Annotated in this window: 24 protein-coding genes; 1 reads left to right on the forward strand and 23 read right to left on the reverse strand. The window is 44.4% G+C overall.

Translation table 11 applies throughout. The features are described 5' to 3' along the window. Positions 1–106: 106 nt before the first annotated feature. Positions 107–1,264, reverse strand: a complete 1,158-nt coding sequence (locus tag ACMVP2_RS06010) for a hypothetical protein (RefSeq protein WP_416867045.1) — start codon at positions 1,262–1,264, stop codon at positions 107–109. Here ACMVP2_RS06010 and ACMVP2_RS06015 point away from each other — a divergent pair. Continuing rightward, positions 1,263–2,012: a hypothetical protein gene (locus tag ACMVP2_RS06015; protein ID WP_416867046.1), complete on the forward strand. Its 750-nt coding sequence runs from the start codon at positions 1,263–1,265 to the stop codon at positions 2,010–2,012. The two genes, ACMVP2_RS06010 and ACMVP2_RS06015, sit on opposite strands and share 2 nt — an antisense overlap. A gap of 212 nt (positions 2,013–2,224) precedes the next feature. Here ACMVP2_RS06015 and ACMVP2_RS06020 read toward each other — a convergent pair whose 3' ends face one another. The 22 genes from ACMVP2_RS06020 to ACMVP2_RS06125 all read right to left on the reverse strand — a co-directional run bounded on the left by ACMVP2_RS06020 (position 2,225) and on the right by ACMVP2_RS06125 (position 25,730). After that, positions 2,225–3,334: a DegT/DnrJ/EryC1/StrS family aminotransferase gene (locus tag ACMVP2_RS06020; protein ID WP_339792889.1), complete on the reverse strand. Its 1,110-nt coding sequence runs from the start codon at positions 3,332–3,334 to the stop codon at positions 2,225–2,227. Between the two features lie 970 nt (positions 3,335–4,304). Continuing rightward, the gene (locus ACMVP2_RS06025; protein ID WP_416867047.1) at positions 4,305–5,063 is read right to left on the reverse strand and encodes a YdcF family protein; all 759 of its coding nucleotides are present in this window, start codon (positions 5,061–5,063) and stop codon (positions 4,305–4,307) included. Further along, positions 5,060–5,737 (reverse strand): acetyltransferase, encoded by a 678-nt coding sequence (locus tag ACMVP2_RS06030; protein ID WP_339792892.1) that lies wholly within the window; start codon positions 5,735–5,737, stop codon positions 5,060–5,062. The genes ACMVP2_RS06025 and ACMVP2_RS06030 overlap by 4 nt, the downstream gene beginning before the upstream one ends. Before the next feature lie 107 nt (positions 5,738–5,844). Next, positions 5,845–6,624, reverse strand: a complete 780-nt coding sequence (locus ACMVP2_RS06035; protein ID WP_416867048.1) for an SDR family NAD(P)-dependent oxidoreductase — start codon at positions 6,622–6,624, stop codon at positions 5,845–5,847. Positions 6,625–6,629: 5 nt separating this feature from the next. Next, positions 6,630–7,394: an SDR family NAD(P)-dependent oxidoreductase gene (locus ACMVP2_RS06040; RefSeq protein WP_151998747.1), complete on the reverse strand. Its 765-nt coding sequence runs from the start codon at positions 7,392–7,394 to the stop codon at positions 6,630–6,632. Positions 7,395–7,538: 144 nt separating this feature from the next. After that, positions 7,539–8,600, reverse strand: a complete 1,062-nt coding sequence (locus tag ACMVP2_RS06045; RefSeq protein WP_339792895.1) for a ketoacyl-ACP synthase III — start codon at positions 8,598–8,600, stop codon at positions 7,539–7,541. Positions 8,601–8,686: 86 nt separating this feature from the next. Then, a complete protein-coding gene (locus ACMVP2_RS06050; protein WP_339792897.1) occupies positions 8,687–8,914 on the reverse strand; it encodes an acyl carrier protein in 228 nt (75 codons plus the stop codon). A gap of 26 nt (positions 8,915–8,940) precedes the next feature. Then, complete coding sequence (locus ACMVP2_RS06055; RefSeq protein WP_416867049.1) at positions 8,941–10,005, reverse strand: ketoacyl-ACP synthase III; 1,065 nt, start codon at positions 10,003–10,005, stop codon at positions 8,941–8,943. A gap of 22 nt (positions 10,006–10,027) precedes the next feature. Beyond that, positions 10,028–10,669: an acetyltransferase gene (locus ACMVP2_RS06060; RefSeq protein WP_339792901.1), complete on the reverse strand. Its 642-nt coding sequence runs from the start codon at positions 10,667–10,669 to the stop codon at positions 10,028–10,030. A gap of 9 nt (positions 10,670–10,678) precedes the next feature. Then, entirely contained in the window at positions 10,679–11,290 is a 612-nt protein-coding gene (locus ACMVP2_RS06065) for a sugar transferase (protein WP_416867050.1), read from the reverse strand. Positions 11,291–11,386: 96 nt separating this feature from the next. Beyond that, positions 11,387–12,523, reverse strand: coding sequence for a glycosyltransferase family 4 protein (locus tag ACMVP2_RS06070; RefSeq protein WP_416867051.1), 1,137 nt, complete (start codon positions 12,521–12,523; stop codon positions 11,387–11,389). A gap of 105 nt (positions 12,524–12,628) precedes the next feature. Then, positions 12,629–13,771, reverse strand: coding sequence for a glycosyltransferase family 4 protein (locus tag ACMVP2_RS06075; RefSeq protein WP_416867052.1), 1,143 nt, complete (start codon positions 13,769–13,771; stop codon positions 12,629–12,631). Next, positions 13,744–14,643 carry an NAD-dependent epimerase/dehydratase family protein gene (locus tag ACMVP2_RS06080; protein WP_416867053.1) on the reverse strand — a complete coding sequence of 300 codons (900 nt, stop codon included), beginning with the start codon at positions 14,641–14,643 and terminating at the stop codon, positions 13,744–13,746. Before ACMVP2_RS06080 ends, ACMVP2_RS06075 begins: the two co-directional genes overlap by 28 nt. A gap of 214 nt (positions 14,644–14,857) precedes the next feature. After that, positions 14,858–15,742 (reverse strand): glycosyltransferase, encoded by an 885-nt coding sequence (locus ACMVP2_RS06085; protein WP_416867054.1) that lies wholly within the window; start codon positions 15,740–15,742, stop codon positions 14,858–14,860. Beyond that, entirely contained in the window at positions 15,739–16,626 is an 888-nt protein-coding gene (locus ACMVP2_RS06090) for a hypothetical protein (RefSeq protein ID WP_339792911.1), read from the reverse strand. Before ACMVP2_RS06090 ends, ACMVP2_RS06085 begins: the two co-directional genes overlap by 4 nt. After that, entirely contained in the window at positions 16,626–18,059 is a 1,434-nt protein-coding gene (locus tag ACMVP2_RS06095) for an MBOAT family O-acyltransferase (protein ID WP_416867055.1), read from the reverse strand. The genes ACMVP2_RS06090 and ACMVP2_RS06095 overlap by 1 nt, the downstream gene beginning before the upstream one ends. A gap of 157 nt (positions 18,060–18,216) precedes the next feature. Continuing rightward, positions 18,217–19,089 carry a hypothetical protein gene (locus ACMVP2_RS06100; protein WP_339792914.1) on the reverse strand — a complete coding sequence of 291 codons (873 nt, stop codon included), beginning with the start codon at positions 19,087–19,089 and terminating at the stop codon, positions 18,217–18,219. 5 nt (positions 19,090–19,094) lie between these two features. After that, complete coding sequence (locus ACMVP2_RS06105; protein ID WP_416867056.1) at positions 19,095–20,501, reverse strand: MBOAT family O-acyltransferase; 1,407 nt, start codon at positions 20,499–20,501, stop codon at positions 19,095–19,097. 20 nt (positions 20,502–20,521) lie between these two features. Continuing rightward, complete coding sequence (locus ACMVP2_RS06110) at positions 20,522–21,544, reverse strand: ATP-grasp domain-containing protein (RefSeq protein ID WP_416867057.1); 1,023 nt, start codon at positions 21,542–21,544, stop codon at positions 20,522–20,524. After that, entirely contained in the window at positions 21,544–23,436 is a 1,893-nt protein-coding gene (gene asnB / locus ACMVP2_RS06115; RefSeq protein ID WP_416867058.1) for an asparagine synthase (glutamine-hydrolyzing), read from the reverse strand. The genes ACMVP2_RS06110 and asnB overlap by 1 nt, the downstream gene beginning before the upstream one ends. Before the next feature lie 37 nt (positions 23,437–23,473). Then, the gene (locus ACMVP2_RS06120) at positions 23,474–24,601 is read right to left on the reverse strand and encodes a CapA family protein (RefSeq protein ID WP_416867059.1); all 1,128 of its coding nucleotides are present in this window, start codon (positions 24,599–24,601) and stop codon (positions 23,474–23,476) included. Continuing rightward, on the reverse strand, positions 24,594–25,730 hold the full coding sequence (locus ACMVP2_RS06125) for a hypothetical protein (RefSeq protein ID WP_416867060.1): 1,137 nt from the start codon (positions 25,728–25,730) through the stop codon (positions 24,594–24,596). The genes ACMVP2_RS06120 and ACMVP2_RS06125 overlap by 8 nt, the downstream gene beginning before the upstream one ends. Between the last annotated feature and the right edge of the window lie 6 nt (positions 25,731–25,736).

Here is a 25,736-nt window from a genome sequence, read left to right on the forward strand (position 1 = left end):
GACACCCCCTACCGAAGAACAATTGGCTGAGCCAGTTGATAATAACAACTTTCAAAGCGCAATTTACTAGTAATTTGCTTCTTAAGTTGCAATCTTATCGGATAAATTATAATATTTTAAGTAATGATAATAAATGATTTTTAATAAAAGAAGGATGCAAAGCCCTAAGTGACCTGTCTGTTTGTCGGTACTTCATCAGGCTTTCACCATCGTTTTGGTTGCGAAGGTATTCGTAGGTGAATAGAAATTGGTTAGCCGGGCGCACTTGAAGGTATTTGTTTTTATAAAATACCTTTGGAAAAAGTGGCATTGCCCATTGTACACCCCCGTTGAAGCCCCTGACAGAGGCCGTCATGTATAAACCCATTTCATTGTTACCAAACTGACGAAACAGTTCAATTCTGGATCCATAATCTTCATAGAGAAACCGTTCGAAGGAAACCTTCGTCCAAAGGTCGTGCTGCGGAAAGGAATGCATCCACCAAACTCCTCCGCTTACGTACTCCAATGCTTCCCTGTACAGCACCCGATCCTCGTAGGCATAGGTAGCAGATAAATTGGCTGCAACTCCAAAATAATTCCTTCCTGCCCTGACGACATAGTCGACGCTGGCCCCATACTGCCTGTTGAGGAAGGTACCGGCGGAGGCGACGAAAATGTGGTTAGGGATAAAAGATTTGGTATAACTCAGGCTGATCTGGCCAGGCCTGCTGCTGAAGCCGAAGCGGCTTTCAAAGTCGTTTTGAATGGGGAATATCCACTGCAAGTCGGCACTCAGCCCAAAAGGTAACTGATAGTTGATTTTGGGGGCCAGCGCAAATTGCGTACGAAATATATCGAACTCGTCGCCAAATTCAGCAAATACCACTGGGGCTATAGAGACATCCAGCTTATAAGGCCGCCCCCCAGCAAACGACGTGTTTGCTCTTCTCAAGGGCTTATCATCTTTTGCACCAGCCGTCACATTGCCTCCGCTCAGTGTGGTCCATGGGCTGCCGTACCACATCAGGGTGACGGCTACGGTGTCTGATTTTACAGCCCAATCGGGCAGTTCGTTGAGCAATACCACCGGATTGCGGTGCAGTCGGTACTCTAACGTATAATGTCCTCTTCCCTGCTCGTCTTTGAAATATTGAATGTTCTCTGCACCTTTGGTTTGCAACAGCTCTCTGAGTGAATCAGCAGGCTGAGCAAGCGCCTCCGAAAAGGCAAAGAGCATAACCAACGCTATTGTGACAAATATATTGCTTCCGAAAAGGCGCATGAAAATTGGATTTCTACTCACAAGTATACTGCTTTTTGCAGGAACCCTGCGCCCCAGCCTGGCACAATTTACCCTTACCGGGCAGTCGGGCAACTTCCTCGTGCCGGAAGCCAGAGTGATTGGAGATAAAAAAATTGCCTTTGGCAGTAGCTTCAACCCACAAAAAGAGGCGCTCATTCTCTATCCCAGCAGACGAGGGACACACGAAATTCACAACTTTGTTACGCTTGGTTTCCTCCCATTTATGGAGCTTACGTTCAACCTCACTCCTATCATTGACGCTCCCTTAGACTATGGCATAGGTGATCGATCCGGGAGCATGAGGTTCCTACTCAAAAAAGAGACCGATAAGTTTCCAGCTTTGCTTTTTGGAATGTATATCCCGCTGGGCACGAGCAATTTTGTGGATTCCAACTTTATTACCGGCACCAAGCATTTCAATTTAGGTGGCAAGGAGCTCACCTTGTCAGCAGGGGTTGGTATTCCCTGGGTAGTAAGAACGCTGATATTCACTGGATTTGATTCGATCGATATTGTAAAAAAAGAGAATGACTACCAGGTAGGCGTGTTTGGTTCAGCCAGGGTGCCATTATCAAGCTTTTTGTTAGTCTCGGCAGAGTACGAATCCCGCAATGTGAATGTGGGTATGATAGGGAAGCTTTTTAACGACAAGTGTTTCGCCAAATTGTATACCCTTAACTTCAAAACTGTTGGTTTTGGGGTGAGTTATAGTGGGACGGTGAAGTAACTCTCCTGCGTCTGAGGCTTCGGCGGGCGTGTAAGATGGGAGTTGGGAGATAGTCGGATACTCAGACGCTCAGATATTCGGACAGGAAGCGGGAGACCGAAGGTGAAACACCGAGGTCAGGGACGGACGGGCGGATCGGGGGCGGAAGGTGCGAGAACCTTGTTTTGGGGTAGAAAAATGGCATAAGCGTTGGGGCGGGCGACAACAGGGAGTTAGCTATTGCCCGGTCGCTGCAACACGCCATAAATGGCGCCTATCACTTTTTGCTTTTGCTGTAATGTAAGATTGGAGCCAGAAGGAAGACAAAGCCCCTCTCTGAATACCTGCTCCGAAACGCCATTTAAGTATTTCGGTGCCTCATCGTATACAGGCTGCATGTGCATCGGCTTCCAGGTTGGCCTACATTCGATATTTTCTTTTTCAAGCGCCAGTCTGATATCCTCCCTGCTCACATTACCTGCTTTTTCCGGATTTACGACAATCGTTGTCAACCACCTGTTTGAAAAATGCCCCGGCAGCTCAGAAAGAAATGAAATACCGCTGTACCCCGACAGTTTTTCTTTGTAAAACTCGAAATTAGCCCTCCTTTGCTGAACCCTTTCTTCTAAGACCTCCAACTGGCCTCGTCCTATACTAGCGCATATGTTGCTCATGCGATAATTGTAGCCTACCTCTGTGTGCTCATAATGGGCGGCTGGCTGTCGTGCCTGAGTTGCCAGATAGGTTGCTTTCTCCACCCACTTCTTTTGAGGCGACAGCAACGCTCCACCACCGGATGTAGTGATGATTTTGTTTCCATTGAAGGACAATATGCTGATGTCGCCCAGGCTACCAGCAGGTCGGCCTTTGTAGGTTGCACCCAGCGCCTCGGCTGCATCTTCTATAAGGAAAATACCATATTTGTCTGCTATGTGCCTGATCTCATCCCCCTTGGCCGGCATTCCATACAAGTGCACATAAATGATGGCTTTTGGTTTCTTCCCTTTCTTAAGCCTGTCTATTATCGCTTCCTCTAATAACGCAGGATCCATGTTCCAGGTATCTAACTCACTGTCAACAAAAACAGGCATCGCACCCTGATAAAGAATGGGGTTTGAAGTGCCACAAAAAGTAAAAGACTGGCAAATCACTTCGTCACCACGTTCCACACCAGCAATAATTAGTGCCAGATGGATACCAGCCGTGCCTGAGCTAATGGCCGTTGCAGGCACTCCCACTAACCGTTGCAATGCTCCCTCAAAGGCATTTACACAGGGGCCTACGGGCGCAATCCAGTTAGAATCAAAAGCTTCCTTGATATAGTCCAATTCGTTGGCTCCCATATGAGGTGAGGATAACCAGATTTTTTCAGAGGGATTCGACATGCGGGTTGGAAAACGGATTATTTCAAAAAATAAATCAAAGTTAGTAATTGTTTCGAAAGGAGGAAGAAAGAAAACAGGATACATAAGTCAAAAAGTAGAAGAAAAAGCATGAAAGTGGTCACCCAATGGCATTCTTTGGGATTTAATTACCTCCACACCTCACAACCAGTATCAGCGTGCTACCTCTCCTCCGGGGGGTAATTGCGAAGGAAGTCAACGGAATGCCCAGGCATGCTATCGCAGAAATTCTTGTTGTGTTCATAGAAAGTTTATAAAAAAACAGGAAGTAAGAACATCGCCCCTTAGTCGGGCACCCCTAAGCCGGGCATCTGTGTCAAGTTAATGAGCTCATCATCTTACAACCATTTTGGCCTCTCACCTCCTATGCCATGAAGTTGTGGCTTGGCCGCAGTTGGACTTAAGAAAGGGCGCTATAGGGCGTGGTGTACACAGCGGTAGCTGGTGGCACCACCTCGGTGTGATGGGAAGTTTGACGACCGAGAAGAAACATCTCGCCCCAGCCCTCTGACTCCGCCCGGCCTGCCAGAAGAAAGGGCAAATGCGAAGGAGCACAAAGAGGGCAGGCCAAAACCTTTGTGGCCTGATCCTTTGGGCTTGCTACTTTGTGTCAGATGAATAAATAAAAATCAAATGAGGCCAAAAACAGGTGGATTGAAAAATTTAGCTATGATTTCGGAAGGAGGTGAAAACGTCGGAAAAGAAGGCTTAAATAGACAACCCTCCTACTCTAAAGCTTCGGTGGGCAAACGCTCTGACGCCAAGGGTTCGGCGGTTAGACCGGAGATAGGTCGGATTTTCAACCTACGCTAAAACTTCGGCTGACAAGTCGGATGGAGCGGACGAGTCCGAAAGTCGGAATATCTGAGTGTCGAACTGTCCGAGAGTCTGAAAGTCGGACCATAGCGTGTTACAGCAGGACCCACTTCGCCCAGAGGATACCGAGGTGCTCGTGCATGACAAGTTCGGTCTTTCTGAGACTAGAGGTGGAAGGCAAAAAATCAAATAGATTGAGGTGAATTTCTGTTTTTATGAGATGGTTGGTGGGGGCGGCGGTGGGTTGTAACCCCCTGGCCTTAAACAGCATCATTGCCCTGCGCATGTGAATGGCGTCTGTGGCTATCACTACCCTGCTGCCTTTGCCAAAGCGAGCTACAAATTTGCCAGCTTCTTCCCAGGTATTCAGTGCTCCCCTGAGCTGCAAAGTATCCGACGGCAGCACACCGAGAGCGAGAGCCCCCTCCGCTATCGCTTGTGCCTGGTTGATCGATTGATGAATCAAACCAGCGGAACCAGCTACTTTGGCACCAGGCAAAGCTTGGTAAACACGAACGGCCTCAACAAGTCTGCCCAAAGTGGTTGTGCTCAATCGGCTCAATGGAGGTAGCTTTTCGTTGTAACCATACCCCGCCCCCAGCACAATAATAGGCATCGGTTCATCAGAAAACGTGAGCTGACCCGGCTCAAATACCGGGTAACTGCTTTCAAGCTGACGGATCAGGTGGTTGGGAACGAGAGATGTAGAAGCTCCAAAAAAAAGACTCGCTGACAGAAAAAAGCTTACCCGGGCACTCTTCTTCCTACCATTAGAACGAAAAAAAACTCCGAGAAGCAGGAGTAGAATAGAGATGAAGACGGGATGGATGAAATAGGTAAGAAGGGACGTCATTTATCAGAAGAATTTTTTGGTATCGCAATCACACGCTCCTTCTGACGAAAGAATACCACTGTATCGTCGTCTACGTCTTTATCAATAACCATCCCGGCAGCGATTTTGTTTCTGTCTCCTATTGTTATGCCTGGAATGGTTGCGCTATTGATACCGAAAAGGTTTTCATTGCCTACTTTGGTGAAGCCAGACAATGAGACATTAGGGCAAATAAAATTATAACGCCCCAGCTCAGAATCGTGGCCAATGCTGCAACGTGCATTGAGCAGGGTAAAGTCTCCGATCTTTACATTAGGCCCAATGTTGACATTTGGTGCAACCACAACTCCCTGTCCGATTATGGCACTTTTTGAGACATAAGTACCTGGGTGAATCACCGTAGCAAACCTGGCGCCAACAGCAACAAATTTCTCGATTATAGGGCGCCGGTAGGTCAGGTTGGCGATTCCCATTATGTACGAAGTTTCATCTAGTATCTTGTGGTTGCTAATAGCACCCAAGAACGGAGCTGAAAAGGAATACCTGGCGTAACTATCCGGGTTGTCATCCAGAAAACCAACAATCTCCCATTCAGTGGATGTTAGGGCCTGATTAGCATACTGAATATACTCATCTATCTCGGCCGCATGACCACCTGCTCCGATCACGATTATTCTAGTTTGTTTGTGTGACATAAACTTTGCATTTCAGCAAACCATTCAAACACAAGGGATTTATGACAGCCTGCACTTTTTTTACTTGCCTGATAATTGCAGTTGAATTGATATTCGTCGGGTATTGGTTACTTTGCAGTATACCCCCCATCGACCACGAGGTTTGTCCCTGTTATCCATCTGGCACTGTCAGACAAAAGGAAAACGCACGAATAAGCCACATCTTCGGGTTTTCCCAGCCCAAGCGGAAAGTTCTGCTTTCGCTTTTCCTGTTCTTCAGGGCCTAAGCTTTGAAGGTACTTCAAGATCATTGGCGTCAACACTGTACCAGGAGAAATACAGTTAACATTGATATTTTTATTGGCTAGTTCGATCGCCATTGATTTTACAGCAGAAATAAGAGCTCCTTTTGATGCGGAGTATCCTACAAGACCTGCTCTTCCAATCATAGATGTAATGGAAGAAACGAAAACAAAGCTTGCATGATTTGAAACATACTTCTTTTTCGAGAATATTCCTGCGAGCTCCAATCCACCAACCACGTTCAACTTATATAATTCAATGAAATCAGCAGATTTCATTGAGACAAGAGGAATTGTTTTTTCCATGCCAGCTGCGTGGACAAAACCATCAATACGAGTTTTGTTCCCAATGTATCGGTCGATGACTCCTCTGAATTCTTTCAAATCGCCCGACAGATCAAGGATGCAATAACTGTGTAGACTATCGGGATTTTGCTTGCTAATTTCTTTCAATTCTTCCATTAGCAATTCTAATTTTTGCTTATTTCTTCCTAAAGCAATAATCTGCGCCCCTTGTTTTGCACATTCAAAAGCACAAGCTCGCCCAATGCCCGATGAGGCCCCCGTTACGACAATGGTCTTATTTGTTAGCAGAAATGGATGCATTGCCATCAAACTGCAGAATATCCTCCATCAATTATCAAATTAGAGCCCGTTATCCATCGACTTGCATCAGACAGGAGGAAGGCACAAGAATTAGCAACATCTTCAGGAGCCCCTAAGCCGAGTGGATGAGCATTCTTTATTTTTTCAAATGCCATTTGATCCTTGCTATAAGATGCATTACTTAACATAGGCGTTACGACGACCCCTGGCGAAACAGCATTGACTCTAATATTTCGAGCCGCCAATTCAATAGAAAGTGACCTCACCCCCGATATCAGGGCACCTTTTGTCATTCCGTACAACGACTTTCCGGAGTCACCCACCACACCAATGATAGAAGCTATAAAAATGATACTGCCCTTGTTTGGTGACATGAAATATCTCTTCGTAACAATTCTGGTTAGATTTATGGCCCCAAAGACATTAACCGAAAAAAAATCTTCCATTTTAGCATTCGTGACTGATCTTAGCGGTATAGTAGTTGCTATGCCGGCCGAATTAACAAGGCCATGCACTTTACCTAGTTTCTTAACTGATAATTCGACTACTGTCTCCATTTCTTCACTCTTTAGCAAGTCCAAACAAAAAAATTGATGCTCCTTTTTTCGCTCCAATTGCGAAAGCGTGTCATTCAAGCGCTCCTCACTTTTGCCTAATAACGTGAGATTCGCACCGAGCCTGCTGAATGCAATCGCACATTGACGCCCGATACCTGATGAAGCGCCTGTTACAATTATATGTTCGTTTGTTAAAAGAAACGGAGAATCCATGGTAGCCTGGGTTCAAATATATTTTGGCATTGAAGAATAAGCGAGCATCTCTTGAAGTTACCGATTAAGAAACAGCCCATCATCAAGATTGCGGACTGAATCTAGGTGTGAACACAAGATTACTTTAATTATGATGTTAAATGTCTATAGTTCTACCATGTCACTTATTTGACAATCCCTCATTTCGAGAATAGCAGAAGCCCAGGACATACCGACACCGAATCCACATAAAAGCACATTATTCGACTCTTTTAGTTGCAATTTCAGTTTATCAACTATAGTCAACGGAATAGACACAGATGAAGTATTCCCGAACCGCTCCAAAGAGGTAGGAACTTTGTGCACAGGAATTTTTAGTTTTTTTACCAGATAGTTGTTCATATAACTATTAGCCTGGTGAAAAATATAATAATCCAGCGAATGTAAATCTGTTTCAGCATATTCCGACAATCTCCGAAGATCTTTCGGGATTTCATCAATTACAAAATTGAATACATCCGCACCATTCATGTAACCATGCTCCTCGCTTCTTACGTTTCCGAAATCATCCACCATGCGGCTAGCCACTGTGTCTACCGAGCTTGGTTTGCGATAGCCTCCGGCGTCTATTTTTATCAAATTCTCTCGACTCCCATCTGAATTTAGAGAAAAATAACTGTCTCCAAATTTTTTATTTCGTTCAAGAACAGCCGCAACACCGCCGTCTCCAAATAAATACGCAACTTTTCTGTCGTTTTCAGAATACACCCTTGACCGGGTTTCACCATCCAACAGCAACACCTTGCGAAAACCACCTTGCTGAAGAAAAGAAAAAGCTATTGACAGACCATATACAAATGCTGAACATCCTAAGTTGACGTCAAATGCAGCAGTTTGCTTTGAAAGCCCTAACCTGTTTTGCAAAAGAACTGACGTTGCGGGCATTCTATAGTCGGGGGTCTGAGAAATAAATAAGACAAGATCTATTTCAGACCGGTCAATAGATAAATCTGCCAGTAGTTTTTCTGCGGCTGCGAAGCAAAGGTCAGAGGCACACATTCCCGGGGGTGCAAAACGCCTCTCAAATATCCCTGTTTTGCTGACAATATCATGTGCCGCCTCCTTCCCAAAGAGGCCATTTTGGTAGCCCAGGTTATCAATTGTATTTGCTGGTACTGCTGCAGACAACCCTGAAATACCTATCCCATTAAAACTTAGTAGTGACATAGTAAAAGCATCTTTTAAATATTCGACGGCGCATAATTGTCAGACTATTACAATAATTAACTTGTCACAATTCAATACTTGGGAGGTTAAACCATTCTCTTTTTAACTTCAACCATTAGTTCTCCAACTGTGTTTAGTTTATTAAACTCGGCTTGTTCAATGACAACACCGAATTCCTCATCAAGAATTGCTATTAGTGATAGATGACCTAACGAATCCCATTCTTCATAGTCTCGAAAAGTATCTGTGAGGTCGATTGTCCTATCTTCCAATTCTAACGCCTCTTTGAAAGCTTTGATAAATTTTTCTTCCATTTTTCTTCTTTTAAATGTGTTTTAATTCATATTTCAATAACCAGAGGACACACAATTTTATTTGTTTCCAAAATCACAGAAGCCCATGACAATCCTACCCCAAATCCGCATGCAACAATGACGTTGTGTCGGAGTCTGAGAGGATCGCATAGTTGCGAAACCATCGTTAAAGGAATAGATGACGATGAAGTATTTCCATACTCTGGAAGTGAATACGGCACCTTTTCCGGCTCAATTTTAAGCTTCTTTCTAATTTTTTCGTTCATCATTTTATTAGCCTGATGCAAAACGAGATAGTCGACGGCGTCAATCTTGATGTTAAAATACTCTAATACGCTGGAAATACTTTTTGGCGCTTTAGTTATTCCAAACGTAAAAACGCCCGGCCCATCCAGAATGCTTTGAAGGCTATTTCTGACAATACCGGGCTCAATCTCGTGTTCAACCAAAGAGTCGCCGGAGAAAAAATTCCTGAAGCCACCATCAGGAATCATTATAGCTTTGTGACTACTTCCATCGGTGGCAGCATGAATCTTCAACCCGATGCTCCCCTCTTCATACTGAACGGCAGTTGCCGTGCCGGCATCGCCGAAAAGTGGGTATGTACTTTTGTCCTTTGGAGATTTGGTTATGGTTGTGGTATCGCCAACTAACAGTAGACCCTTTTTCATGTTGACACTGGAAGAGAGCAGTGATGCAATCGTAGTTAATCCATATACCCAACCAGAGCAGCCAAGGGATATGTCCATTGCGTAACACTCCTGGCTAAGCCCCAGCCTATTTTGAAGAATGCAGGCAGTGGCTGGAAAAATGTAGTCTGGGGTTTGTGATACAAATATCAGATAACCTATCTCACTCCTTTCCCACCCAATTTCAGCCAGGAGAGTCTCTGCCGCTTGAAAACAAAGGTCTGAAGCGCATAAACCGCTTCCTTTAACTGTGTGCCGTTTCAATATGCCTGTCGCCTGAATGAACTTGTTCCTATCATCTTCTGTCTCAAACAAAGAGAGCTCTCGGTTATCTTCGACTTTTTTTGGAACGCAAGCAGCCATTCCTTTGACGGCAATGTTAGGAATATATTGAAAAGCCATATTCGATACTTAATGATATTTACTAAAATACAATCCGTTTCGCCGGGTTCCCTAAATACAATGCATCATTCTTTGTGTTCCGCATGATAACGCTTCCGGCACCTACTCTAGTTCTGTTTCCTATTTTCAATCCCTGAAGAACGGTAGATTGAACGCCGAAAAAGTTAGCATTGCCAATGGTAGTTTCGCCTGAAATGCGGGAAGAAGGGCCAATAACGTTGTAGTCTCCCGTCACTACGTCGTGACCCAACGAAACCATACTGTTTAGTAAATTAAAGTTGCCAATTGTGACATCGCAGCTTATTCGGCAACTGAAGAAGACAACATTGCCCTTCCCAATCTTCATCGACGCTTTGTCAAGAAATAGAACATTAGGTGCAATTAGGTTTGGAAAATAAACAAGCTGATTGTCAATTTTCCCGGACAAATCTTCTATTACCGTAGGGCTCGCCACTGAAATGACAATTGCCAGTTCTTCTGAGTAACTATTTAAGTCTTGAATTCCTCCCAATACTGTCCCAAATTTGTTCTTGTAACCCTTTGGAAGTCCATCATCAAAAAATCCGATGAAATCCCAAGTTAGAAACTCACTGTTGATATGATTGATCAAACATGCAATTTCTTTTCCGAACCCGCCTGCGCCGTAGATTGCTATCTTCTTCAATTTGTTATTCTATTTTGCCCTATTTCCCTTAAATGCTTCCATTGTAACATCCTTTGCTGAGTTGATCCCTTCCTTCATGAAGACCTTTTTGATAGTAAGAAAAAGAATTTTCATATCAAGGCTCAGGGAAACATTATCTACATAATGCAAATCAAATGCGAATCGCTGTTCCCAAGAAATAGAATTCCTTCCATTTACCTGCGCCAATCCAGTGATTCCAGGCCTAACTTCATGGCGACGTGCCTGCTGGTCATCATAAAGAGGCAAGTATTGGATCAAAAGAGGCCTTGGCCCGACAAGACTCATCTCACCTTTCAAAACATTAAATAATTGAGGGATTTCATCCAAAGACGTCGACCGTACAAACCTCCCCACTCTGGTTATTCTTTCACTATCTTTAAGCAGATTACCCATGGAATCACGCTTGTCGTTCATGGTCTTAAACTTAATCACTCGGAAAAGCACCCCATTTTTTCCAGGCCTATTCTGAAAAAAAAAGGGCTTGCCTCTATTCGAAATTACAAGTATCACCGAAAGTGAGACGAGCACTGGCGACACTAACACAAGTAAGGTAGTGGCCACACTAATATCTAATAGCCTCTTAAACAAAAAAACGTACATAACGACTTTTAAACTGAGGTCTTTTTACTGATTATGAGCGTCAGTGGATAGCCACTTTTCAGTTTCCGCAGGGTGATCCAGGGCTTAAGCGAAAATCTAAGCTGAATACCATGCGGCAATTTCTGACGCATTATTTGGAGTGTACTTTTTCGAGGCATCTAATGCATTCTTTGAAAGCTGGTCTTTCAACACGTTATCCTGCATCAATTTTCTTATAAATGAAACCATTTGATCCAATTGAGACGGCGAAAAAGATTCGCCGACCAAATGTTCTTTAACCAAACAAGCGAGTTCAGAACTCGGGTCGGCAATACATAATAGGGGCCGCCCGGCAGACAACAAACTAAATGTCTTGCTGGGCACGCTTAGCAAAGATGCCTCTCTCCCCAAACTCACCACCCCCAAGTCAGCAGCCGACATACTGTAAGGTAACATGTGGACCGGCAATAGAGACAATAATCTGCAGTTTTTCAATTTCAATTTTTCAATTTTCTTATCGATCATGTCACGTTTCTCACCGCCACCAATAATAAGCACGAAGGCATCGGTGTCCTGTAGTTTCTCGGCAATATCGACCAGGATATCTACATCGTGCGTGCGTCCAAGATTCCCAGAATACATGATAACAAATTTGTCGGCAAGGCTTTGGTCAGTAATGAAAGGGTTTTTCTCCTTTGGTATTTGCTTAAAGAAAAGTCCGTCGGCCCACACATTAACAGTGTCTATGGGCACGCTAGGGTAATATTGAAGTAAATTCTCCCTCATTCCTGAACTTATGGTTATTACCCTTGTAGCTCTTTTGAAAACAATTTCGTGGTATTTTCTCCATTTGCGAACAATGAATGACTCTTCCTTCAACACCTTGTACTCAATGAGAGCGTCTGGATAGATGTCAAAAATCAAAAAACTGAACGAGTTTCGACAAAAGAAAGGAAGCAAGGTGGAAAACGGAGGATTCGTCACCAAAAAAAGATGAGCGTTCCGGTATTTCCACCGAATTAACCAAACAATCTGAATAAAGCCCCAAACCCACGTAAAAATCCTTCTAAATTTTGTGCTGCGATCGTAGGGAATTATTCTTTCTTGTTTTACCTCCTTCTGAAGCGCAATGTTTCGCTCCACCACAATTCCGGAAATAATTGTTCTTTCGTCATAAACCCCCTCAAATGCGTTGACAATGTCGATCATGAGGTACCCAGAGCTTTGATTGATGAAGACTATCTGACTCTTCATTATTGGATCGGCATATAATAAGGTTTATGGAATAGAACCCTGGCAAATAAATTCCACAAATTCGAAAAGTGAACAAGCAATTGTAAAAAAATAATCAACATATACTCAACTAAAAATAGAAATAAAGCTTCGTGCTGCCTTTCTAACTCTTTCATCGTAAGGCTCAAAGATCATCCTGTTGAAATCCGTCCTCTCAGGAAACTCTTTAATCGCTGACGCTAGCTGATTTGGGTTATGTGGGTCAAAAAATACGCCCCAACTGCCAAGTTGTTCTATGTTCACTTCGATATCTGAAGCAATAACGGGGGTTTGCAAGGATATGGCATCTTCAATCACCGTGCTCCATCCTTCAAAAAGACTAGGCTGGATGACAGCCTGTGCATACTTCATGAGGCAAAGCTGCTCTTCTCTCGCAAGAAGCCCCAGAAGAAATACTTGTCCTTGCAACTCGTGGTCAGCGATCAGAGCTTTCAATTCGGCAATGTGCGGCATGCTGGTATCGTCAGGGATTTTTCCCGTCATAACCACAACTGGTTTGCAACCTTCATTTTTCAGCCTGATGAGTGCCTCTAACACAATTTTATGGTTTTTGTGCTTGTGAAATTGGTTGGAGACTAAAAAATAGCTAGCTGGCAACTTGAACTTGTCGGTAACAATGTCCCGACCAGGAAAACTAAAACTATCGATCACTGAAGCAAAGTGGAATACATGGAGGTTACTGGCTTTTGAGGCACGGTAAAACCGGTTAAAATCGTCCCGGACGGCCTCGCTTGAGACCACCAGGTCTTTGTTATTCCAAAGAATTAATCTGGTTCTCAGTTCGCTCTCCCATAAATATTTCTTCTTGAAAAAATGCGGATAGTGTTTGTGCTGCAAGTCTGCATACCAGCCCACAAGCTTCACCTTACCTCTGCTTCGCACCGGATAGTCTCTTAGGGGAAATAGGGCGTCAAGAGGATATTTTCTTATTATTGTCTCGACGAACTGATTTTTTAGTGTCAACCAAGAATTAATATAACCTTTGTAAAAGGAAGGAAACTCCCATTCCACAGCTTCCAGGTAAGGATAGTCAATTTCATCGACAAACCTTTTTAGGTCCTTTCGGTAAAAGAGAATAATCCTGGGCTTTTCCTCATCATCCAGCCAATTCAATATTTTGACTGCATTCAGGATATAGATCAGCCCACCCATCCAGGTACTTCTGAAATTGTAGATGATTCCTATTGTTTTTCTTTCTGTTGCACCCATTGGTAGTAGCGCCGGAGGCCTTCCTCTAAGGTAAATTCGGGACTGTAGTTATAGTTCTCTTTTATTTTTGAAATGTCCGCCACCCAGCGTGATGGGTCGCCCTGTCGTTCAGTCTGCGTAAATTTAATTTGAGGCGGATCAGGGTAATAGGAAAAGAATGTCTCGGCTGCAGACCTGATTGAAGTTTCTATACCGCTAGCCGCATTGACCGCCTCCCCATGAAACTTACCGTGTGTGGCTATCAACTCAATAAGTCTCACCAAATCAAGCACATAAATGAAGTCTCTGGTTTCGTTACCCGAGCCAAATAGTTCTACTTTTCGTTTGGCTTTTGACTTTTGATAAAGATCCCAGAAAATTTGTTTTGTGAGCCCCTCTCCATACGCTGAAAAAACTCGCAAGCTACAAGTGGCCAAACCGAATTGTTCATAGAACTCTTTGCATATCGTTTCACTCATGTACTTGTGATACCCATACGGGGACAAGGGTCTGGGGATCGCCTCTTCAGCCACGGGCAGGCTTGTTGGGTTGCCGTAGACCGCAGCACTCGACAAATTGATGAAACGACAATTGGGTTGTCTGTCTCTTATCGCATTCAACAAACTAAAGACATTACTGGTATTCAGATAATAATCCCGGCGGGGATTTCTAATTGAGTCGGGCACACTTGCTGCGCCGGAACAATTAACACATAAATCAAACGCTTGCTCTCTGAACACATTCTCAAAACCACCATTGGTGGCATCTATGAGAAAGTAGTTTTTAGCGACGTAGTCCACTACCACATCGGCACCATAGACATGATACCCTTTATTCTCCAAATAGGTCTTTAAGTGCGAGCCAATAAACCCCCGCACGCCTATTATTATCACATTTTTTATAGTTACACTATCTTTCACTCCCGGGGAACAATAAAATCATAAAATCTTCTTCCAATTACCAAAGGATCAAATTTGTCAACGCTTTTAATTGCTCTGTCACTCATATCCTTTTGCAAACCAGGGTTGTCTATTAGTTGCTGAAGGCGCTTCCCAAATAATTTCTGATCAAAAAGTGGAATCAAATATCCATTTTGCCCATTGGTTATCATTTCAGCCCAGCCACACAATCATAGCTCACCACGGGCAAGCCAGCTGCCAGGGCCTCACCAATTACATTTGGGAAACCCTCTGAGGAAGAGGTGAATGCGAATAGAGACGCCCTATTGTAATACAATTCCACATCGAGGCGCTTACCGGCAAACTCTACCCTGTCAGCGACCCCCAAACTAACCGCCAATCGCTTCAACCTTTCAAGGTGGTGCTGTTTCAGGTGATCCTCCCCCACTATGACCAATCGCCATTCCGGAGCATTCAATTTCGCAAAAATAGTAATGAGCTGATCCTGGTGTTTTGTCTCAATGAGCCTTCCCACCATCAGAATTTCCTTTTCCCTTGGTCTGTCTGTAGTCGCAATTTTTCTGATTGGATTCCCAATTACCTCCATCCGTTTAGGTTTGTATATATTGCGATAAATGGAGGCAGCAGTCTCTGTTTGTGCAATCACGCCTGCTGCTGTGGGATAAAGCCATCTTCTGAGTTGGTGTTGCATCCTGCCCAACGGCTTGTCGGGTTGGCTTCTGTCCGACACAAACACCTGCAAACCTGTTCCAAGCGTTGCCAGCAAAACAAAGGAGTTCCAATATTCGCCAAAGCTCAGGGCCGAAGCCGGCTTCAGCTCTTTCAGTATTTTTCTTAAAAAAAACAATGTTCGGACGGTAGAAAAAAAACGGGTACTGTTTTTGAAGTCAAAGGGAGGTAGATGCAATATTACATTTTTAGGTACGGGGTAAAAAATTTCTCTATTGAAACCATAAAGCACCAAATGAATTTCCATCTCTTCTCTGGCGGCAAAATACGCTACCACCTCCAGCATTACACGCTCCATCCCTCCGGCCTGCAAGCAGTGCGTCACAAAACATACTCTTTTCATTGAAAGTTACCTGATTCTTCTTCCATTATTGCCCCTTTGATCGCTTCAAAAAGCTTAACTGAACCCGAATAGTTCAAATGATTCTCGCTCAACCAATCTGCCCGGGAGTTGAGCAATGGCCCTGCAATGTCACGCCGATTTAGGTTAACAACCTTAAACTTAACACCGGAGTCAAATCCAACATATACATCATCGCAATTATTCTGCTTCCAACTCCAGCAAGGCATTTCAAAAGCAAGAAATTTGATACCACGGTCGGCACATTGTTGGGCTATTGGCTTCAAAAAAGCGTAACCTTTGCTCTGATAGTCTGTTGCGCAGTTGGGGTTGGAGGAATTTTCGAACACAGTTCCGTCAGCAACAGTGCGCTCTAGTATGAGCTGCCCGGCTACGACTGAAGAGTTTCGGTGATCCGAAGACAAGAGTTTCTTAAAATTCTCTATAAAAAGCCACCGAAATTTAAACAGGGGGAGCTCCGCCAATTTGAAACGCCACAAACCATAGTAATTCTCAATTATTGGATTGACTACGTACTCCCTGTTGTAGTTAATATGACAACTGCTCAAAAAGAACAGTACAAACTCCGGCCGATTATTCCTTGCGAGGTAGTGCTCTAACTGAATGTAATTAGACTCGATAGATGACCCTGCCAGGGAGAAGTTATATGCAGCGCCTAAAGAGTCGGACAGCATTTGCGTATTTACCCCATCGAGTGCTGTGCTATTACCCAAAACAAGGATTTCAAATGATTCGTCAGTAAAATTAACTGACTCGTCCGTCTTCCGAAATTCAGCATCTACCTTGCTAAGGGCAAACAAGTACAGCGCATTTACAGCCAAAAAGGCGATCAGAAGGAAAGCTAGAAAGACTCCAAATTTTCTCATCAGAATTGGAAGTAGATAAAGCTCTGTTTCGAAAACTCGCCAAACAGGCAAATCAGTATCAAAAGAGCAAGGGAAGTCAGAAAAGCGGCTCTTTCGCCAGACTTGATCACCTCATTTTTTCTATAGAGGTAAATCCAGCTAAAGAAGAAGAAAGCTGAAAATGAAAAGACTAGTGTGATGATCTGATTGTTCGGAATTACAAGAAGGCGCCCACCGGTCGATGAAAAGACTCCTTTAATATAGCCCACCGCACCGAGAACCGATTCTGACCTAAAAAACACCCAGGCTAATGTCACCACTGAAAATGTCAAGGCCACTTTTAGCGTATCGATAACTCCAGGCAAAATCTTCGTTCCGGAGACAAGATCGGTTTTGTATTTTGAATTAAGCACAAACGAGGGGATAAATAATAATGCGTGAATTCCTCCCCATGCCAGAAATGTCCAGTTCGCTCCGTGCCAAAGCCCGCTGGTCAAAAACACGACGAAAACATTCCTGATGGCCACCGAACTTCTTACTCTCGATCCCCCCAACGGATAGTAAACATAGTCCCGGAACCATGTAGATAGTGAAATATGCCATCTTCGCCAAAACTCTCCTATGTTCCTTGACAAGTAAGGGAAATTAAAATTACTCATCAGGTCGATGCCAAACAGCTTTGCGGTGCCGATTGCAATGTCGGAATAACCGCTGAAGTCACCATATATTTGGAATGAAAAAGCTATGGCGGCAACAATCAGCGAAAGCGAGTTGTACTCCTCATGCGATCCATACACTTCACTTACCATACCTGCCAGCGCATCAGCAATCACCACTTTTTTAAAGAAGCCCCATAGTATTTGCTCAATCCCCTCAATAGCCTTTGCTGAACTAAAGGTTCTTCTTTTCTCAATTTGTGGAAGGAGATTCGACGCCCTCTCTATAGGGCCAGCCACCAGCTGCGGGAAGAACGATACAAAGGCGGCAAAGTTGACAAAATTCGTTGTTGGCTTTAGTCGTTCGTAATAAATGTCCAATGAGTAGGACATGGTTTGAAAGGTGTAAAAGGAAATGCCAACTGGCAGCACAATATTCATTGTCCAGGGGTCCATATAGATGCCCATCTGGCTAAATAGTTCAATCCATGAGCCGACAAAAAAATTGTAGTACTTAAAAAAGCCCAGTAAACCAAGATTGAATACCATGCTGAAAGTGAGCCAGATCTTTTTGGTTTTCTGTAGTGGGGCAGCATCGATCCGAATCCCCGAGATGAAGTCAACAACTGTGCTCAGAAATATGAGCGAAAGGAATCTCCAGTCCCACCAGCCATAAAAAACATAGCTGGTCACCAGCAACAGCACGTTCTGAATTCGCAGACTTTTTCCACATACGAACCAGTAAAGAAGAAAAACCACTGGAAGGAACAGAAGAAACTCTACTGAATTAAATAGCATATCACTTTTACTGCCCTGTCAAGACCTTTGTTTTGACTGTCTGAAGATGTATTCTGAACAACATTCTATAGAAGCTCACGACACAGTTAAACAATACTTGAAAATCCAATAATCAAAATATTAGTCGATTAACGTGATTAACCTTATTAAAACCAAACTATTCTGGAACCTCGCCCATAACGGCGTTTAAATATTCAGTCAGCTTCACTGCTCCTCTACCATTTACATGCGAATTGTCATGAAAATCGTCATACTCAAAAGAAACCATTGTTAAGTCGATGACGTTTCTCTCACCGAATATTTTTACGTAGTCGCTTAAACACCCGCTTTTCGGATATGGAGGAATCAGAACAATTATTCTGCAGTTAGCCCGGGCTTCGAGTTTGCGAAATAGCGTGTTGATTCTTAACAACGAATTTCGATAGGATACAGGAAGCGGAACAAGGCAGTTATCGAACTTGTTCTTAAACGCTTCCAATGAATCTTTATCTGCCTTGGCGTTCACATGGCTGATAGACTTTTCCAATGGTTTCCATCCGAACTTCTGCGTGGCGTTTGGCCCAAAATGGGTAATATCACGGACAACCCTTGCGGCAATAGCTGGCCAGCGCTCAAGCGGGTAGTCAGAAAGATTTGCGTAGCGGTATCTGATTAATGTTTCTGAAAAATACCACCATTGCCCATATCCGCTGCTGATCTCGTTCGCCTCCTGAAGATCCAAATATATAGTCCGTCTATCCAGCAAATGATGCTCGTTAAGCTTCATGAGGACGCCGACCGATGCAAAAGCAAATTGCCCCCCTTCAGCCAATATGGTTGATTCCTCGCTTAACAGGGAGTCGATGATGCTCCATTTCAGCTTAGAGCTGCCAATGAAAATGTTCTCTTTTACTTCTCCACTCTCTAAAGCTTGCACCAGATAGTTATTGCTTATTCTGTCGTATCCATAGAAATCGATGAGCAACAGGACTGTGGCGAAAAGGAAAAAAAACATCCCGAACTTTAATATTTCCCTCAGGAGAACGCTCAAATTATTTAAAATTGAAAATAGATGAAATCAGATCCGGATCTGGTAGAATGTGAAATAATGGAAAAGACCAAAACAGCGTACGAAAAGTATCTTAACGCTCTATAGCCTATCATATCATAATCTATCCTCTTAAAAAAGAAAACCAGCAACTCAATCATTAAAAAGAAGGCGACGTACTTGAATGAGGAGAGGTAGTCGGCCGTAAAATGGAGGGACAGATGTCTTACATAATCAAATGCTTTCGCCAAACTCTCCGATCTAAAAAAAATCCAGGCAAAGCAAACGATGAGGAAAGTCCATGCTGTTTTTAATCGCATCAGAAAATATGAGTTTTTACCCCTTATTAGCCCTACTTTCTTCTGCTTTAAGTAGAAGGATGGGATGAAGTATAGGGCATGTAAAGCCCCCCATACCACAAAAGTCCAGTTGGCGCCATGCCAAAGTCCACTGACCAGAAACACAACAAAAACATTTCTTACGGCCATTTTTGTCGCCACCCTTGACCCTCCCAACGGGTAATAAACATAGTCCCTGAACCAGGTAGAAAGTGAAATATGCCACTTTCTCCAAAATTCAGCTATCGAAGACGAAAAATAAGGGAAGTTAAAGTTCACCATTAGCTTTATACCAAACAGCTTTGCCACACCAATGGCTATGTCGGAATAACCACTAAAGTCGCAGTAAATCTGAAGTGCAAAGAACAACGCACCCAAAACAAGCGTTCCCCCAGCAAAAGCTGGGTAGTTAGCGAATATTTCATTTACAGGGCCTGACAATGAATCGGCAATCACCACTTTCTTAAACAGCCCGAAAAGAATTTGCCTCAATCCCTCCACCCCACTTCGATGGTCCCACTTCCTTGCGTTCTCAATTTGGGGCAAAAGATTGGAGGCTCTCTCAATGGGGCCAGCCACCAGCTGCGGGAAGAACGATACAAAGGCGGCAAAATTGATAAAATTCGTTGTAGGTTTTAGTCGTTCGTAATAAATGTCCAATGAGTAGGACATGGTTTGAAAGGTGTAAAATGAAATACCAACTGGCAGCACAATATTCATTGTCCAGGGGTCCATGTAGATGCCCATCTGGCTAAATAGTTCAATCCACGAACCGACAAAAAAGTTGTAGTACTTAAAAAAGCCCAGCAGTCCCAGGTTGAATACCATGCTGACAGTGAGCCAAATCTTCCTTGTATGTCGTTGCTGCGATGCGTCAATCCTCAGCCCTGTGATGAAGTCGACGACGGTACTTAAAAAAATCAACGAAAGGAATCTCCAGTCCCACCAGCCGTAAAAAACATAGCTGGCCAACAGCAACAGCATGTTCTGAAGCCTAAGGCTTTTGCCAAACACAAACCAGTACAGCGCAAAAACGACTGGAAGGAATAGAAGAAATTCTATTGAGTTAAATAGCATAAAACGTGGCTATGGCCACATCAGTTTCTTTTCCCTTTTAATACTAACTCAACCATCCATCCGTAGGGATTGAAAGCTCCCTGATGCCATTTTAATTCATGGTCCCAGTAGCCAGGACAGGCATCATAGCCCGAAGGAGCAAAACCATAGTTGATTTCTATCAGCACCGGGTCATTTTTTTGACTAAAAACAAAATCGTAAGCCACACATTGTGCCTTCAATTTGTTGGTATAGGCAAATGCAAGCCTGATGCAGCGTTCATCAAATTCCTCCTTTTCATATTTAAAAAAGCCGCTGCCCGATGCCCTGAAGTCATTCTTCCTCACAAACCGCTTGAGGGCAAATGCTTTCTGATCGATCACGATGATTCGAATATCAAAATCATTGGCCGGAAAAAACTCCTGAAAATAAATGTAGCCCCGTTCTTTGCCCATTACCCTGGCGTAAGGGGGCGAAACAAAAAGCCGTGCGAAGCCTTTTGCAACCTCAAACAGGCTGACCTTGCCCATCCGATACTTACGGTACCGCTCCTTTAAACTTCCCCATGCATCATAGGGACTGAACCCCTTGCCAAATGCCGTATGAATGAGTTTTCTGCATTCCGCATGACTTTTGACCAGGCTTACGTTCTGCGATCCTGCTCCTCCCCTAAGCTTAAATACCTTCGGAAACGTGGTGCTGTCCGCCCATTCAAGCGCTTTTGCTTTCTCATAGAAAACCCAGGTAGGGGCAAATTCTGGAATCCCGAGCGCTTCCAGCAGGTATTTCTGCCCTACTTTATCGTCGAAATGCCAATTGGTATTGAAATCAGGAAAAACAGTTTTTCCACTTTGCTCAAGAGCGAACAAAAGTTGTTTGGCAAAGAGAATGTCCCGGGGGCTGCCCTGTTGGTGGTGCCATAGCAAGGCTTCACAGTCGCTTACCTGCTCCACAATATCGCTGGCATAACAGTCGACCGTTTTGTACTCGATACTATTTGCCTGGCAGTAGGCCATCCAGCGCTGGCTGAATGAATCGTTGGTTTGATGTATGGCTAGCTTCATCACATGCTGTATTCGAGTGCCCAGGCTTCGAAGGCTACCATTACCCATAGTGCCTCCACCTCTTGCGGAGAGATGCCCCCGGGGGCAGATACCCAATGGTTAATTACCTTAGCATTAAAAATGCCCCTTTGCTTAATGGACGGCATAATTTTATCATTGAGATACTCCTTGAAGCGTGGATCTGAGAAAAAATCTTTTAGAGGAATTCCAAATCCGCCCTTGGGCCGATAAGAAAAGTTTTCGCCGAAAACTTTTCCGGATAGCTCTTTCAAAGCAAACTTGGTTTGCTCTCCTTTTGCCGTTTTTCGTACCAATTGATCCTGGGGTATCTTAAAGCTATCCGCTACCAGGTCATTGTCCAGAAAGGGTACCCGGTTCTCGATGCTGTGCGCCATCGACATTTTGTCCTGCCTCATCAGCAAATCAGGCAAATAAGTTGATATTTCATATTTGACTTGTTTATCGAAAGCAGAACCGCTTAAGGCAGCATAGGTTGTTCTTCTGGCAGAAAGCGCTGACTCAAGGTCAAACCCTGGCTTTAATACAGCAGCCTGTTCTAAAGCCATGAAAGAGGATCCCATGATAGCCCTGTAGTCGCCTCCCGGGTATGCCAAAAGATGTTTCCATAAACTTCCTTTGTTTTTCCGAAGGCTCCGAAACAAGGTTTCGGGCTGATAGGGGTGTGTGACAGCTGCGAACCGATCATACCCACCGAAAACCTCATCAGCCCCCTCACCGCTGAGCAGCACCGTTACATACTTCTTTGCCTCCTGCGAAAGCAAGTAAATACCGATCGTGTTTGGGTGGTTGAGCGGTGCTTCGAAATGCCGGGTAGCATGCTCAAAATGCTGCAGGTAGTACGATGGATCCAGCTTAAATTTGTGAGCCTTCAGCCCCAGAAGGTTCACTACCTGATCGACATACGGTTCCTCATTGAAATGGACATTGTCGAAAGTGATAGATATAGTCTCCAGAAGGTCGTCTTGCTTGATCTCTCTGGTAAAATAGGTAACCAATGATGAATCGATTCCTCCAGACAATTGGCAGCCCAGTTTAACGTCACTTACCAGCTGTCGTTGCACGCTGCCCAACAAGGAAGATCGTAAGTCTTCCATCACTAGAGCAGAGTCGGTGGAAGGGCTCCTATGGTATTCGTTGATGGAGAAAAACTTTTTGACATAACTTTCCGTGGGCGTATACAACAGGTAAGTTCCCGGCTCCACGCCCTGCACACCCTCGTATAATGTTCTGTTGATCGAGTTTCTGAACAATAAATATTCATCGACCAGTGTGCTGTTCAGCCTCGCTTTGAATTCGGGTAATGCCAGGAAGCTCTTAATTTCAGAAGAAAAAGCAACAAGACCACCCGCCTCAAAAATATACATGGGCTTGATGCCAAATCTGTCCCGGGCAATATATAGCTCCTGCTTTCGAAGGTCGATCAACACGATAGCGAACATGCCATTGAGCTTTTTGACCATCTCGTCGAAGCCGTCCCGGAGGTACAGATTTAGAACCACCTCTGTATCCGACATACTTTTGAATGTGAAACCGTCTTTTTGCAGACCGCTTTTAAAATCGAAAGCATTGTAAATTTCGCCGTTGAATGCCAAAATGACCTGGCCGTCGGCACTGCACATAGGCTGATGCCCATTGGCCGAAAGGTCAAGGATACTAAGCCTGTTAAATCCCACGATGCCTTCATAGCTTTCCTCCACCTGCTCCGTTTTTTCATTAGAAAACTCCCGGGAAGTCTTGGAGCGGATAGAAAAAGTGCGAACCCCGCTATCGTCAGGCCCTCTGTGCTTTTGCTTTTGCAGCATACTCAATACCGTAGAGGTATCACTTATGTGCTTTCCTGATCTATTAAAATACCCTGCTATACCACACATGCCTGTCTATCTCCTATGAAAGTCGCCGACCATTAAGCTATTTTTTATTCAATGCATTCAATAATACTTCCCTGTGCGACTCACACCTGATCAAATTGGTCATCAACCTTTTCTTTCTGGACGAGTTGAGCGAGGGTATCCAGCCTTTGAACCGCAGGCCCGGCAGTATACGTCCCTCATAGGGCTCAAGCCACGTGAGCATGAGGTTGGCCAGCGTGTCGGCATGCTGCGCAAATGCATTTTCCAAATATTCATCGTCCTGAATAAAGGTGTTCAATTTTTCTACGCCGTCCTTTAGTTCCGACAGTCGGTCTCCGGCCAATGGGTACACTCCGGGCTCGGTTGAGTTTTGCTCCACATAGGCCGTTTCATAGCCGACGGGTTTCCCCTTCTCAAAAAGCAATTGAGGAACCATGCCCAAATTCCACGGCGAGTTAGCTTTGCCAGGCCAATCGAAACAAAAATTGCCCAGGCTATAAAAGATGGGCGCTTCCTTATATACCTCGAAGCCCGAAATAATATGTGTGTGGTGGTTGATCACAGCGCTGGCTCCTGCGTCTACCAAAAACCTGAAAAGCTTTTTCATTCTGGGGCTAGGCAAAGGATAGTGTTCGTGCCCGCCATGAGAGATCACAATGACAAAGTCCGACTTCTCTTTTGCGTACCGAATTTGATTATAAATAGCAATCTCATCCAGGGGATTCACCCCTGCTCCGGCTCCATGTGTGGTCGACCATTCATTCTCAGCAAAGTTGATAATGCCGAAGGTAAGCCCCTTTATTTCCACAAAATGCGGGGTGGATGCTTCCTTCAAGTTACAGCCAGCACCCAACCACTGAATATTCCGTGCTTTCAGTGCGCTGAATGTATTTGTCATTCCTTTCTCTCCATAGTCGAGAAAGTGGTTGTTGGCTGTGACAACCAGCCTTATACCGAGAAAAGTAAGGATATCAGCAGTATCCGGATGGCATTTCAGGTGCGGCCCTGTCTTTACTATTCCCTGAGATGATGTGGTCAACGGGCATTCAAGGTCAGCGATGGTCAGGTCGTTTTTGCTCAATTCGACACGAATCTCTTCGAAATATAGCTGCCATTCACCCTGATGGTAAGCTTTTTCTATTCTTTCCTGCGGGCAAAAATCACCAGTGAAACCTATTTTAACCATCGTTTTTTGCCATTTGATCAGCCAGCTGATCGGTGAACATAAATTTTACTTCCGGCCATTTTTTCACCACCGCCTCCATCAACCTGTTGAGCTCCCTCAACCCTCTGTCCCGGTTCTTTTCGTCAATAAACCCAATATAGTTGACCCTGTGAGAGCAGATGACGGCAGGCTTGTGAAAAGCAAAAGCAGTACTGATCTCGGCCAGACAGCTATCTACCCAGTCTTTAGCCGGATGCATTGTTGGTTCAAAAAAACAGTTGCGTACGTTGTAGCGGGGGCACCCACTTTGGCGCTCACCAAAAAAATGAATCTTGTCCGTATACTGATCAAATAGCCCTGTTGGTACAAGCTGCCTTCTCGTACTCTGCAGCATGTCAATACCCATTTTTGAAAATTCAGCGTCAAGCGCAGGGTCCCAATTGTAGCAGGGAGCGATGAAAGACTTTGAACGAAAGCCAAATGTTTTCTCAAACATGTCAAGCCCGTCGGAGATGATTTCCCGATGCGTAGCAATGTCATCCCGGTGATCCCAATCGAAAGCTTCCATGAAGCTATAGTCCCCTACGCCCGAAAATGTGGTACGCTGATCGAAGCAAAAGCGCACCTTTTCGTCGCCGGACTGCAGCCTCTTCATCCACCGCTTGATATTAAGATGTTCCCTGCCGTGAAATTGGGGTCGGAAAATGTCAGATGTCATCGCTTGTTGCCATTTGGCAAAAGACTTACCGTGCTGAGGGTATTTCTCAAGTGTCGTGGTGAAGGGCTCGAAGTGATATCGTTCGAAATTGTCCTGCCTTATTCTATCAAAATCAGGGTTGGCCATGATGGAATTGCCAGTTACCTTCACTGCCTCTCCATCGCTGTTTCTCACATCCTGCAGCACATTAAAAAGGAGGTCCAGGTCCTGCTCGCTGGCCAGGGCATCGTGCCGGTAAATGCTCGATGATAAGTCCATGCCGGCAGCCTCAAACTTTCTCAATACCTCCATCGATGGCGTCCGGATGGCTCCCCAATCGTCTGACTCAATGACTAAAATCTTGTCTTTCAAACGAACGCCGGCGGCGTTTACCCGGGTAGCGTTTATTCTCGATTTCCATCTTTTCAGTAAAGTGGTGGGATAGCCTGCCATTGCCTT

It is taken from the genome of Imperialibacter sp., assembly GCF_048007035.1.
GTDB lineage: Bacteria > Bacteroidota > Bacteroidia > Cytophagales > Cyclobacteriaceae > Imperialibacter.